Here is a 12,940-nt window from a genome sequence, read left to right as displayed (position 1 = left end):
CCATGGACGCCCTGCCCGCCTTCCCGACCGAATCCGGCTCGCTGCACCTGGCCGGCCCGGCCGGTCGCCTCGAGCTGATGGTCGACCTGCCCGAGCCCGGGCAGGAGCGCGCCGGCGTGGCCGTCATCTGCCACCCCAACCCGCCCGACGGCGGCACGCTGCACAACAAGGTGGTCACGATGACCGCGCGCGCGCTGAGCGAGCTGGGCATCGCCGCCGTGCGCTTCAACTTCCGCGGCGTCGGCCAGTCCGAGGGCAGCTTCGACAACGGCCGCGGCGAAACGCTCGACCTGCTCGCGGTCACCGACTGGGTGCGCAAGGTGCGCCCGGACGATGCGCTGTGGCTGGCCGGCTTTTCCTTCGGCAGCTGGGTCGCCCTGCAGGGCGCGCGCCAGCTGCCGGTGAAGCAGATGGTGTCGATCGCACCGCCGGTGGGGCTGCGGCCCTTCGCCGGCGTGCTGCCGCCGCCCTGCCCCTGGCTGGTGATCATGGGCGAGGCCGACGACCTGGTGGATCCGCAGGCGGTCTACGCCTGGATCGATTCGCTGCAGGAAAAGCCGACCCTGGTGCGCATGCCCGACACCGGCCACTTCTTCCACCGGCGGCTGATGGACCTGCGCGGCGCGATCAAGAACGGCGTGCGCAAGAACCTGCCGCCACCGCGCCATGGCTGAACCCGCGGCGGCGCAGCTGCCGTCGGCCGCCTATGCCACCGGCGTCGCCGCCGGCCGCTGGCAGCACGATCCGGCGCAGCAGCCCGCGCTGGCCGAACTCGACCGCATCCACCGCCAGCTGCGCTCCCGCCAGCGGCATCCGCTCTGGCAGCAGTGGCTGTGGAAACTCAGTCCGCCGCCGCCGGTACGCGGGCTGTACCTGTGGGGCGGCGTCGGCCGCGGCAAAACCTTCCTCAACGACCTGCTGTTCGACCAGCTCGACGAGGACGTGCCGCGCCGGCGCTGGCACTTCCACCGCTTCATGGTCGAAGTGCACGCGCGCATCCAGGCCCTGCCCGACGATACCGCCGACACCGTGGCCGTGGTCGCCGACCAGCTGGCCGACGAGATGCGGCTGCTGGTGCTCGACGAATTCATCGTCAGCGACATCGCCGACGCGATGATCCTGGGCCGCCTGCTCGAGCGCCTGTTCGCCCGCGGCGTGGTGCTGGTAACGACCTCGAACACCGCGCCGCCGAACCTTTACAAGGACGGCCTGCAGCGCGCGCGTTTCCTGCCGGCGATCGCCCTGATCGAGGCGCAGTGCGCCGTTGTGCACCTCGACAGCGCGCACGACTACCGCCTGCGCCAGCTCACCCGCGCCAGCACCTACCTGACCCCGCTGGGCGCCGATGCCGAACGCGCGCTGGCCGAACACTTCCACCGCCTGGCCGCCGACTGCCCGCACGAGTCCGGCCCGCTGGCGATCAACGGCCGGCCGATCCCGGTGCGGGCGCTGGCCGAAGGCATCGCCTGGTTCGACTTCGCCGCGTTGTGCGAGGGGCCGCGCGCCGCCGCCGACTACATCGAGATCGCCCGCGACTTCCACACCGTGCTGGTATCGGGCGTGCCGGTGTTCGATGTCGCGCACGACAACGCCGCGCGCCGCTTCGTGCACCTGGTGGACGAACTCTACGACCGCAACGTCAACCTGCTGCTCAGCGCCGCCGCCGAGCCGATGTGGCTGTACGGCGGCGAGAAGCTGATGCAGGAATTCGAGCGCACCGCCTCGCGCCTGATCGAGATGCGCAGCGCCGAATACCTGGCGCGCGAGCACCGGCCGTGAGCGGCGCCGCGCCATCGGGCGCCCCGTGGCCGATGACGGGCTGCCGGCCGTGAGCCCCGGCGCGCCATCGGCAGCCGCCGCCGCGCGGCAAGCGGGCTGGCCGCAGCTGGCACCCTGGATCGCCGCGCTGGCCGGCCTGGCGCTGGTGCTCGCAGTGTTCTGGCCCGGCTACATGAGCTGGGACTCGGCCTACCAGTGGTGGCAGGCGAGGCACGACCGCTTCGACAGCGTGCATCCGCCGCTGCTGGCGATGATCTGGCAACTCACCGACCGCGTCGTCGAAGGGCCGGGCGGCATGTTCGCGCTGCAGTGCGCGCTGCTGTGGTCGGCGCTGGCGCTGTTCGCCGCCGCGCTGCCGGTGCGGCCGATCTGGCGCGCGCTGATCGTGCTCGGTTTCGGCCTGTGGCCGCCGCTGCTGGCGCTGCAGCCGCACGTGTGGAAGGACCTGTGGACGCTGGCGGCTTTCGCCTGGGCGCTGGCGCTGATGGCGGAGGAACTGCGCACGCCGCACCGCGGCTGGCGCGTGAGCGCGGTCGTGGCCCTGGTGTTCGCCTGCGCGTTCCGCCACAACGCCATCACCGGCGCGCTGCCGTTGCTGCTGTGGCTCTGCGGGCGCGAGCTGTCGGTCCACCGGCCCTTGCGCCACCCGCGGCTGGCCGTCGTGGCGCTGGCCAGCACGCTGACCCTGCTCGTCGCGCTGGTCGCGGCGCTGCCGGCGCGCGATGGCCGCGTGCGCCACACCGAATCGATCTGGTCGGTGGTGACGCTGTGGGACGCCGCCGCGGTGTCGCTGGCGGAAAACCGCCTGGTCTATCCGACCGAACTGGTGGACCCGACGCTGACGCTGGACGAGCTGCGCGGCAAGTTCACCGACTACAGCAACACCACCGTGTTCGAGACCCACAAGCTGCACCACAGCTTCGACGGCCCCTACACGCCGGCGCAGCGCAAGGCCCTGCGGCAGCTGGCGCTGGACCTGCCGACGCAGCACACCCGCGCCTACGCCGCGCACCGCTGGCGACTGGCGCAGCTGCTCTACGGCTGGGACCGCGCCGCACTGCCCGACGGCCTGGTGCTGATGCCGGGCCTGCACGCCTATGGCGACAACCCGGCGCTGGCGGTCGAACGCAGTGCCCTGCACGAGCGCGCGCTGGCCGGGCTGCTGGCGCTGGTGGACACGCCGCTGTTCGCGGGCTGGATCTACCTGGCGCTTTGCGCGGGCGTGATCGCGCTGGCCTGGCGGCGCTCGCGCGTGACGGACGATGCGGACGCGGGCCGGACCGGACTGGCCGCAGCGGTCGCGGCCTCCGCGCTGATGTATGCGCTGCCGCTGGCCCTGGTCTCGGGCAGCGCCGAATTCCGCTACCTGGCCTGGCCCGTGCTGGCGACGCTCGCGGCGCTGGTGCTTTCCGTGCGGTCGCGCGGGACGCCGCGCGGCTGAGCGCCGGCGGTCGGCCCCGGTGCTAGCATCGGCGACACACCCCAGGGGACTCCCGATGCGCCGACTGCTGCTCGTTTCCGCCCTCGCCGCCGCACTCTGCGGCCCCGCCGCCGCCCAGGCCCCCGACGTCGAGGCACTCGCCTCTGCCGTCGACGCGAAGGTGCAGGCCTGGCGCCGCGACATCCACCAGCATCCCGAACTCGGCAACCGCGAGGTGCGCACCGCGAAGCTGGTGGCCGACCACCTGCGCGCGCTCGGCTTCGAGGACGTGCGCACCGGCATCGCCACCACCGGCGTGACGGCGGTACTGCGCGGCGGCAAGCCCGGCCCGCGCATCGCCGTGCGCGCCGACATGGACGCGCTGCCGGTGACCGAACGCAACGATCTGCCCTTCGCCTCGAAGGCCACGTCCACCTTCCGCGGCGAAACCGTCGGCGTGATGCACGCCTGCGGCCACGACGCCCACACCGGCATCCTGATGGGCGTGGCCGAGGCGCTGGCGTCGATGAAGGCCGAACTGCCCGGCGAGATCCTCTTCATCTTCCAGCCGGCCGAGGAAGGCCCGCCGGACGGCGAGGACGGCGGCGCCGACGAGATGCTCAAGCAGGGCATCTTCGAGCGCTTCAAGCCCGAGGCGGTGTTCGGCCTGCACGTGTTCAGCACGCTCAACGCCGGCACGGTCGGCTGGCGCAGCGGCCCGGCCATGGCCGCGTCCGACCGCTTCAACATCGTCGTGAAGGGCCGGCAGACGCACGGCTCGCGGCCCTGGGGCGGCGTGGACCCGATCGTCGCGGCCGCCGACATCATCGGCACCACCCAGACCATCGTCAGCCGCCGCCAGAACATCAGCAAGCAGCCGGTGGTGGTGAGCTACGGCGCGATCAAGGGCGGCATCCGCTACAACATCATCCCCGACAGCGTGGAGCTGGTCGGCACCATCCGCACCTTCGACGAAGGCATGCGCCAGGCGGTGTTCGCCGACCTCAAGAACCTGTCCGAACACGTCGCCGCCGCGCACGGCGCCACCGTCGTCGCCCAGGTGCCCGACACCAAGGGCAACCCGGTGACGGTGAACCACCCCGCGCTCACCGCGCGCATGGTGCCCAGCCTGGAAACCGCGGTCGGCGCGGAGAACGTGGTCGAGATGGACCTGAACATGGGCGCCGAGGACTTCAGCTACTACGCACGCGAAGTGCCCGGCTTCTTCTTCTTCGTCGGCGCCACGCCGAAGGGCCAGGACGCGCTGAAAGCCCCGTCCAACCATTCGCCGGAATTCTTCCTGGACGAGACGGCGCTCAAGGTCGGCACGCGCACCATGCTGCAGGTGCTGCTCGACTACCAGCGGATGGAATGAGGCTGTCTGTCGCCGGCGTGCCGACGCCTCGATAAAAGAACGCCCCGGCAAGCCGGGGCGTTCTTGTCTGGCCGGGGTCCGCGGATTACGGACTGACCGTCAGCGTCAGCCCGTAGGCCTGCAGCAGCGGGTTGATCGGCTGGAAGTAGCTGGTGGCGAGGTTGGCCTGCTTGCCCTTGCAGCTGTAGTTGCCGCCCGACAGCACGCCCTGCGCCTGGCCGGCGCCGGTGATGAAGGAACCGCCGGAGTCGCCGCCCTCGGCGCACACCTTCACCTGGGTCATGCCGTTGACCGTGGCGTCGGGGTACTGCACCGAGACGTTGTAGGCCTCGATGGTGCCGCAGCGCAGGCCGGTGGTGCGGCCCGAGCGGCAGACCGCCGCGCCGATCGGCGCCACCGTGCTGCCGCGCACCGTGATGTCGCCCTTGCCGTAACCGTCGACCACCGGCAGCAGTGTGTGGCTGTTGTCCACCTGCACCCAGGCGCGGTCGGAATTCGGGAAGTTGGACGCGGCGAAGGCGCCGATCTGGCTGACCGTGCGGCGGTTCACCGCGACGAAGGCGGTGTCGCCGGCGTTGCCGCAGTGGCCCGCCGTGGCGAAGCCCTTCGCGCCCTGGCGCGTGACCGCGAAGCCGACCGAGCAGTACCAGTAACCGGAGCCGTCGTAGGACAGGTATTCGCTGCCGCCCTTGAAGGTGGCCAACGGCATCGGCGCCGAGGCCATGGTCTGGAAGCGCAGCGTGTCCACGTCGGCGCCGCTGGCGGCGACGAAGCCGATCGCGTGCCGCTGCGCCCCCGGTGCGACGTTGACCGTCACGCTGTTGGTGCGCGGATCGACGAACCAGCCGTACACGCCGCCCGGAACGCGCGCGCCGCGCGCCACCAGGTCGTCGATCTCGCCCTTGGACGCGCGCAGCGCCGCGGCGCTGTGGCGCACGTTGCGGAACTCGACGTCGGCCGTGGCACGCTGCGGCTGGATCGACGTGGTCGCCACCACCAGCTGGTAGTCGCCATTGGCCTTGCGTTCGAGCCAACTGCCGGCGTAGCGCTCGCCCTGTGCCTGGGCCATCTGCCGCTCCTGCGCGGCCGCGAGGCGTTCGACCTTCAGGTACTGGGACAGCTGCGAAGAGGTGAGCCCGAGGTCGCGCTGCAGCGCGGCCCGGGTCGTGGCGGAGGGATCGGCGGCCGAAGCGCTCGCGGCGGCGAACACGGCGAGGGGGGTCAGAACGAAAAGGCCACGCTTGGCCCAGGCAAGGAACTTGCGCATCTGCTTTCTCCTGTCGAATGGGTGTCGAAGGCGCAGGACCTGCCGTGGGGGTGCGGCGTGCTGCAGGCGGAGCGGGCCCGGCGCAGCGATGGTGGCACAGCTTGCGGGGAGCGTCGAACCGCCGCCGCGGTACCGCTGCGCGCGCGCAGTTCCGATCCCATACGCAACAGCTAGCGTTGACCCGATCGTGCCACCCCTATATGTTGTGTCCGTCGGTCCCGGCCCCTGCGGTCGGGTTAATAGGGAAGCCGGTGTGAATCCGGCGCTGCCCCGCAGCGGTATGTGGAAACGAACGCCGTCATCCGCACTGGGACCTCCGGGGACTGGGAAGCGACGGCCAGTAGGACAGGCGCGAGCCTGGCGTCCACGAGCCCGAAGACCTGCCGACAGCCGCGCGATGCACACCGCGCGGTGACCGGCCCAGAGGTCTCCGGGGGGAGACGGCGCCGGTGTCGTGGCGCCGCGTCTCGGTCCCTGCGACACCCGTCTTCCATCCTCCGTCCAGACTTCGTACGCCCGCGGGGGCGTGGCCTCGACGACGCCGCTGCGCGTCTTCGTTGCCCGTCTCCGTGCGCCGCTCCCGAGGGAGGCGCGGCGAACGTGCGCCATGCACCGGAGAACCCCGATGACCCACGAAATACTCGACGCGCCGGCCAGCGAAGCCGCGCCGCAGTTCGCCCTCACCCCGCCCGCCACCTCGCTGGGCATGACCGTCACCAAACGCAGCGGCCGCCGCGAGCCGGTGGACCTGAACAAGATCGTGCGCGCCGTGATGCGCCAGTGCGACGATCTCTACGCCGTCGACCCGATGCGCGTCGCCACGCGCACCATTTCCGGCCTGTACGACGGCGCGACCACGCGCGAACTGGACGAACTCTCGATCCGCACCGCCGCCCTGCTGACCGCCGAGGAGCCCGAATACGGCCGTCTGGGTGCGCGCCTGCTGGCCGACTTCATCGCCAAGGAAGTGGCGGGCCAGGAAATCCACGCCTTCTCGCAGTCCATCGCCCGCGGCCACGAGATCGGCCTGATCAACGACCGCCTGCTGGGCTTCGTGCAGGCCAACGCGCGCAAGCTCAACGACGCGCTCGACGCCTCGCTCGACAGGCGCTTCGACTATTTCGGCCTGCGCACCCTTTACGATCGCTACCTGCTGCGGCATCCCACGCAGCGCACGGTGATCGAGACGCCGCAGCAGTTTTTCCTGCGCATCGCCTGCGCGCTCAGCCAGGACGTGCCCGAGGCGCTGGCGCTGTACCGCCGCATGGCCTCGCTGGACTACCTGCCCAGCTCGCCGACGCTGTTCAACGCCGGCACCACGCACGAACAGCTGTCGAGCTGCTTCCTGCTCGACTCGCCGGACGACTCGCTCGAATCGATCTACCGCAAGTACGCCGACGTGGCGATGCTGAGCAAGTTCAGCGGCGGCATCGGCGTGTCGTTCACCCGGGTGCGCTCGCGCGGTTCGCTGATCCGCTCGACCAACGGCCATTCCAACGGCATCGTGCCCTGGCTGAAGACGCTCGATTCCTCGGTGGCCGCGGTCAACCAGGGCGGCAAGCGCAAGGGCGCGGCCTGCGTCTACCTGGAGCCCTGGCATGCCGACGTCGAGGAGTTCCTGGAGCTGCGCGACAACACCGGCGACGAGGCCCGGCGCACCCACAACCTCAACCTCGCCAACTGGATCCCGGACCTGTTCATGCGCCGCGTGGAAGCCGACGGCGACTGGTCGCTGTTCGACCCCAAGGCCGTGCCGCAGTTCACCGACCTCTACGGCAAGGCCTTCGAGGTGGCCTACGAACAGGCCGAAGCCGGCGGCCGCGCCGTGAAGACCGTTCGCGCCCGCGAGCTGTACGCAAAGATGATGCGCACCCTGGCCCAGACCGGCAACGGCTGGATGACCTTCAAGGACAAGTGCAACCGCGCCAGCAACCAGACCGCGCGACCGGGCAATGTCATCCACCTGTCGAACCTGTGCACCGAGATCCTGGAGGTGACGTCTTCGGATGAAACCGCCGTATGCAACCTGGGCTCGATCAATCTCGGACAGCACCTCGGCGAGGACGGTTTCGACTTCGACAAGCTGGCCGAAACCGTGCGCCTGGCCGTGCGCCAGCTCGACCGCGTGATCGACCTGAACTTCTACCCGATCGAGACCGCGCGCCGCGGCAACCTGCGGTGGCGGCCGGTGGGCCTGGGCGTGATGGGCCTGCAGGACGTGTTCTTCCGGCTGCGCCTGGCCTTCGATTCGCCCGAGGCGCGCGCACTGTCGGCGCAGATCGCCGAGGCCATCTACTTCCATGCGCTGGAAGCCAGCTGCGAGCTGGCGCAGGAGCGCGGCATGCACCCTAACTTCGAGGAAACGCGCGCCGCCCACGGCGAGCTGCAGTTCGACGCCTGGGGCGTGCAGCCGGCCTCGCCCGAGCGCTGGGACCTTCTGCGCGAACGCATCCGCCAGCACGGCCTGCGCAACTCCCTTCTGATCGCGATCGCACCGACGGCCACGATCGCGTCCATCGCGGGATGTTACGAGTGCATCGAGCCGCAGGTGAGCAACCTGTTCAAGCGCGAAACCCTGTCAGGCGATTTCCTGCAGGTGAACAAGCACCTGGTGGCCGAGCTCAAGCAGCTGGGCCAGTGGACGCCGGAGATGCGCGACCGCATCAAGCTGGCCGAAGGCTCGGTGCAGGGTATCGTCGAGATCCCGGCAGAACTGCGCGCGATCTACCGCACGGTGTGGGAGGTGCCGATGCGCAGCCTGATCGACATGGCCGCCGAACGCGGTGCCTTCATCGACCAGAGCCAGTCGCTGAACCTGTTCATGGAGTCGCCCAACATCGGCGCGCTCTCGTCCATGTACATGTACGCCTGGAAGCAGGGCATCAAGACCACCTATTACCTGCGCTCGCGCCCGGCGACGAAGATCGCCAAGACCACGGTGAATACGCCGGACGCCACGGCGGCGGTGGTCTGTTCCCTGGAGAATCCGGAGAGTTGCGAGGCGTGCCAGTGAGGCGAGAGGAAGTAGGAAGTAGTGAATAGGAAGTAGAGAAAGCGAGAGCCTGGTGGCCTCGTCCCTCCTGGCTCTTCTCTACTTCCTACTTCCTCCCCTCTACTTCCTCGCTCCTACCCCCGCGCAACCCCCGCCTCATGACCGTAAGCATCCTGCCAACCTCATCGGCAAGTTTTAGCAACGGATCCGACTGACCATGGCTAAGCCAGCAAAGATGGCGGCAAATGAGGACCTGTGTATTCAGTTCGGCGGCGGAGCCATGGGCGATAGCGAGGAACTGCGCTTTCTCCTTCCGCGACTCTCTGGCCCACCCTTCGGCAATATTGCTTGGAACCGAAACGGCGGCTCGCGTCATCTGGGACCGAAGTCCGAATCGCTCTTCCGCTGGCAATCCCGCCGCACATCGACAGGTTGCGATGGCCAGCTTCATCGCCTTCTTCCAGACAACGGCGCCCTGGTAGTTCATTGACCCTCCGTACCCCGAATGATTGTCGCGCGACGTCGCGCGCGTCCTCCACAAGGATTCAACCAATGTCGCAGTCCGAAAGTTCTTCTCTACTTCCTACTTCCTCCCCTCTACTTCCTAAGCTCTTGGACCCCGGCTTCAACCTGACCCTACGGCCGATGCGCTACCCGCGGTTCTACGAGATGTATCGCAACGCCATCCGCAATACCTGGACAGTCGAGGAAGTCGACTTCTCGCTCGACACCAACGACCTCAAGACCAAGTTCGGACCGGCCGAGCGGCACCTGATCGAGCGCCTGGTGGCCTTTTTCGCCACCGGCGACTCGATCGTGTCCAACAACCTGGTGCTCAACCTCTACCAGCACATCAATGCGCCGGAAGCGCGCATGTACCTGTCGCGCCAGCTCTACGAGGAGGCGCTGCACGTGCAGTTCTACCTGACCCTGCTCGACACCTACCTGCCCGAGCCCGAGGCGCGGGCCAAGGCCTTTGCCGCGGTCGAGAACATCCCCTCGATCCGGCACAAGGCTGAGTTCTGCTTCAAGTGGATGGACAGCGTGCAGTCGCTGCAGCGGCTGGAGACGCGGCAGCAGCGTCGGCAGTTCCTGCTCAACCTGGTGTGCTTCGCGGCCTGCATCGAGGGCCTGTTCTTCTTCGGCGCCTTCGCCTACGTCTATTACCTGCGCTCGCGCGGCCTGCTGCACGGCCTGGCCAGCGGCACCAACTGGGTTTTCCGCGACGAGAGCGGGCACATGGCGTTCGCCTTCGAGGTCATCCGCACGGCGCGCGAGGAAGAGCCCGACCTGTTCGACGACGAGCTCAAGGCGCAGATCGTGCAGATGCTCACCGAGGCGGTGGACTGCGAATGCCGCTTCAGCGAGGACGTGCTCAGCGGCGGCGTCGCCGGCCTCTCGACCCGCGACATGCGCCAGTACCTTGAGTACTGCGCCGACCAGCGCCTGGCCCAGCTCGGCCTGGCCAAACACTTCGGCGCCCGCAACCCGTTCCCGTTCATGGACCTGCAGGACGTGCAGGAACTGACCAACTTCTTCGAACGCCGGGTATCTGCCTACCAGGTGGGCGTGCAGGGCGAGGTGCAGTTCGACGCGGCGTTCTGAGACCGGCGTCCCGGCGCCGGCGGCAGCGATCCCGCACGCTGCCCCGGCGCTACCGTTCCGGGGCCGGCCCTGGCCGCCCGTCGCCCGGCGCCCCGTCCCCCGCGCCGTTCAGCCGGCCCCATGCGAGAATGCGCGCCATGACTTCCCCCGAATTGAGCCCGCTGGGCAAGAACGTCGGCTATGGCGCCGACTACGATGCCTCCCTGCTGTTTCCCATCGCCCGCGCCACGCAGCGCGCCGCGCTCGGCCTGGGCGACGAACTGCCCTTCGTCGGCGTGGATTTCTGGAACGCCTACGAACTGAGCTGGCTCGACGGCCGCGGCAAGCCGCGCGTCGCGCTGGCCGAGATCCGCGTGCCGGCCGCGTCCACCCACCTCATCGAATCCAAGAGCTTCAAGCTCTACCTCGGCAGCTACGCGCAGGCGAAGTTCTCCGACACCGACACGCTGCGTGCGCAGCTGGTGCGCGACCTCAGCGACGCCGCGGGCGCCGCGGTGAACGTGGTGCTGACGCCGGCCGGTTCGGCCAACGCCGCGCTCATCGAGAACCTCGAGGGCGAGATCATCGACGACCTGCCGATCGAGGTGAGCCACTACGGCCCCCCGCGTCCGGACTTCCTGTCCTCGGATCCGGAAGTTCGCGCCGACGAGATCCTGGTCTCGCACCTGCTCAAGTCCAACTGCCCGGTCACCGGCCAGCCGGACTGGGCCAGCGTGCAGATCCGCTACGCCGGCCCGCGCATCGCCCGCGACGGCCTGCTGCGCTACCTCGTGTCCTACCGCCAGCACAGCGACTTCCACGAACAGTGCGTCGAACGCATCTTCATGGACCTGATGCAGCACTGCGCGCCGACGCGCCTGGGCGTGTATGCGCGCTACACGCGCCGCGGCGGCCTGGACATCAACCCCTTCCGCGCCACCCCGGGCATGCCGCTGCCGGGCAACCCGCGCACCGCACGCCAATAAGCCACGGAGCCGCCATGCGCCTGACCGCCCCCGTTTCCCTGCTGCTGTGCCTGGCCCTGGCCGCCTGCGGCGGCGAGGAAGTGGCGCCTGCGACGGACAACACCGCCACCGCGCAAGCCGCCACCCAGGCCGCAGTCGCCGCGGCCGAGGAAGGGCCGGCCGCGCTGCCGCCGCTGCCGACCGGCGACTACCGCATCGTTTCGGTCACCCTGGGCAAGGCGGTGGACGCCGAAGGCCAGGTCCGCCAGGGCCAGGAAGTGTTCGCCCCCGGCGACAAGATCCACGCCGCGGTCGTGGCCGTGGGCAGCAGCGAGGGCCTGACCCTGTCGGCGCGCTGGCTCGCCGCCGACGGCACCGAGGTGGCCAAGGCCGGTCAGAGCCTGACCCCGACCACGCCCACCGTCACCACCTTCAGCGTCGCCCAGGCCGAGCCCTGGCCGGCGGGCGACTACACGGTCGAGATCGCGATCAACGACCGGGTCACCGAGACGCGCAGCTTCCGCGTCGAGTGATCCCGGCGGCCCCGTCCGCCAGCGCTCCGCCCGCCGATGAGCCATCCCTGCCAGCGCTGCGGCGCCTGCTGCGCCGCCTTCCGCGTCGCCTTCCACTGGTCCGAGGCGCAGCCGGCCAAGGCCGACGGCGTGCCGGAAGCCCTGGCGTCGCCGCTGCGCCGGCACGAGCTGGCCATGCGCGGCACGGAAACCCTCCCGGTGCGCTGCGTCGCGCTCGAAGGCACGGTCGGCGACGGCACGCGCTGCACGATCTACGCGCAGCGGCCCGCACCCTGCCGCGAACTCGGTGCCGCCTGGGAACACGGCGAGGCGAGCCCGCAGTGCGACCGCGCCCGCGCCGTGCACGGCCTGCCGCCGCTGACGCCGGCGGACTGGCGGGCCTGATCCGCGCTCAGTCCGGCGCGGGTTCCGCGGCCGGCGCGCGCCGGTAGACGCCCAGGAAGCTCGTCGTCCAGGTCTTGCCGCCATCGGCCGAAGCTTGCCAGTGCTGGCTCACGCTGCCGTCGGCCGCGGGCGTCCAGGTGATGCGCTGCATTTGCATGCCGCCGCCCGCGACGGGCATTTCGCCCTCCAGCACCATGGCTTCGCCCTGGCGCCCGCCCTGCAGTCGCAGCACGCCGCCGTCGCTGCCGATCCAGAACTGCACCCATGCCTTGCGCTGCCGGTCGTAGCCATTGAGGCTGCGGCCGTCCCTGCCGGAGGCGTCGATCCAGTGCTCGTAGATCGCGCAGCCCGACGATGCGCTGCGGATCCGGCTGCGGCCGATCACCGCGCCGGTGTCGGGCCGGGTGACCGCCCAGTCGCCCAGCCAGAAGTCGAACTGGCGATGTTCGGCGCCCTCGCAGGCCGGGGGTGGCGGGCCCGAGGGCGACTGCGCCAGGGCGATTGCAGAGGACAGCATCAGGCTGGCGGTCAGGGGCAGGGCGAGGCGCATGCGGGGTCTCCGTCCGAGGCTGTCCCGAGCTTAGACCGGGACCCGTCGCCGCGCTTTGCCCGATCCGGCGGGCGGCCGTCCATACCTGCAC

12 protein-coding genes and 1 riboswitch are annotated in these 12,940 nt (G+C 70.0%); of the genes, 9 read left to right on the top strand and 3 right to left on the bottom strand.

Annotated features, from left to right (window positions below; genetic code table 11):
* Window positions 1-2 precede the first annotated feature (2 nt).
* The 4 genes from E1B00_RS14820 to E1B00_RS14805 are packed head-to-tail and all read left to right on the top strand — an operon-like array spanning window position 3 to window position 4,574.
* Entirely contained in the window at window positions 3-674 is a 672-nt protein-coding gene (locus E1B00_RS14820; protein WP_139450229.1) for an alpha/beta hydrolase, read from the top strand.
* Window positions 667-1,779 (top strand): cell division protein ZapE, encoded by a 1,113-nt coding sequence (gene zapE / locus E1B00_RS14815; protein ID WP_139450227.1) that lies wholly within the window; start codon window positions 667-669, stop codon window positions 1,777-1,779. The genes E1B00_RS14820 and zapE overlap by 8 nt, the downstream gene beginning before the upstream one ends.
* 25 nt (window positions 1,780-1,804) lie before the next feature.
* Window positions 1,805-3,220 (top strand): hypothetical protein, encoded by a 1,416-nt coding sequence (locus tag E1B00_RS14810; protein ID WP_220396305.1) that lies wholly within the window; start codon window positions 1,805-1,807, stop codon window positions 3,218-3,220.
* Between the two features lie 55 nt (window positions 3,221-3,275).
* The gene (locus E1B00_RS14805) at window positions 3,276-4,574 is read left to right on the top strand and encodes an amidohydrolase (RefSeq protein WP_139450221.1); all 1,299 of its coding nucleotides are present in this window, start codon (window positions 3,276-3,278) and stop codon (window positions 4,572-4,574) included.
* A gap of 85 nt (window positions 4,575-4,659) precedes the next feature.
* Here the strand turns inward: E1B00_RS14805 and E1B00_RS14800 are convergent, their stop codons facing one another.
* On the bottom strand, window positions 4,660-5,841 hold the full coding sequence (locus tag E1B00_RS14800) for a S1 family peptidase (protein ID WP_139450218.1): 1,182 nt from the start codon (window positions 5,839-5,841) through the stop codon (window positions 4,660-4,662).
* Window positions 5,842-6,037: 196 nt separating this feature from the next.
* Window positions 6,038-6,243, top strand: a riboswitch (cobalamin riboswitch).
* 223 nt (window positions 6,244-6,466) lie between these two features.
* Here E1B00_RS14800 and E1B00_RS14795 point away from each other — a divergent pair.
* On the top strand, window positions 6,467-8,854 hold the full coding sequence (locus E1B00_RS14795) for a ribonucleoside-diphosphate reductase subunit alpha (protein ID WP_139450215.1): 2,388 nt from the start codon (window positions 6,467-6,469) through the stop codon (window positions 8,852-8,854).
* A gap of 85 nt (window positions 8,855-8,939) precedes the next feature.
* Here the strand turns inward: E1B00_RS14795 and E1B00_RS14790 are convergent, their stop codons facing one another.
* A complete protein-coding gene (locus E1B00_RS14790) occupies window positions 8,940-9,320 on the bottom strand; it encodes a four helix bundle protein (protein ID WP_139450212.1) in 381 nt (126 codons plus the stop codon).
* Window positions 9,321-9,385: 65 nt separating this feature from the next.
* Between E1B00_RS14790 and E1B00_RS14785 the strand changes: the two genes are divergently transcribed.
* The 4 genes from E1B00_RS14785 to E1B00_RS14770 all read left to right on the top strand — a co-directional run bounded on the left by E1B00_RS14785 (window position 9,386) and on the right by E1B00_RS14770 (window position 12,299).
* Window positions 9,386-10,438 (top strand): ribonucleotide-diphosphate reductase subunit beta, encoded by a 1,053-nt coding sequence (locus E1B00_RS14785; protein ID WP_139450208.1) that lies wholly within the window; start codon window positions 9,386-9,388, stop codon window positions 10,436-10,438.
* Window positions 10,439-10,575: 137 nt separating this feature from the next.
* Window positions 10,576-11,403, top strand: a complete 828-nt coding sequence (gene queF / locus E1B00_RS14780) for an NADPH-dependent 7-cyano-7-deazaguanine reductase QueF (protein ID WP_139450205.1) — start codon at window positions 10,576-10,578, stop codon at window positions 11,401-11,403.
* Window positions 11,404-11,417: 14 nt separating this feature from the next.
* Entirely contained in the window at window positions 11,418-11,915 is a 498-nt protein-coding gene (locus tag E1B00_RS14775) for a hypothetical protein (protein WP_139450203.1), read from the top strand.
* 36 nt (window positions 11,916-11,951) lie between these two features.
* Window positions 11,952-12,299 carry a YkgJ family cysteine cluster protein gene (locus E1B00_RS14770; RefSeq protein ID WP_139450200.1) on the top strand — a complete coding sequence of 116 codons (348 nt, stop codon included), beginning with the start codon at window positions 11,952-11,954 and terminating at the stop codon, window positions 12,297-12,299.
* Between the two features lie 7 nt (window positions 12,300-12,306).
* Here the strand turns inward: E1B00_RS14770 and E1B00_RS14765 are convergent, their stop codons facing one another.
* The gene (locus tag E1B00_RS14765) at window positions 12,307-12,849 is read right to left on the bottom strand and encodes a hypothetical protein (RefSeq protein ID WP_139450198.1); all 543 of its coding nucleotides are present in this window, start codon (window positions 12,847-12,849) and stop codon (window positions 12,307-12,309) included.
* Window positions 12,850-12,940 lie beyond the last annotated feature (91 nt).

This window comes from Arenimonas terrae (assembly GCF_006265115.1).
Lineage (GTDB): Bacteria > Pseudomonadota > Gammaproteobacteria > Xanthomonadales > Xanthomonadaceae > Arenimonas > Arenimonas terrae.
Note: the sequence above shows the minus strand (reverse complement) of the source record. Positions and strands in the feature narration are given on the sequence as shown.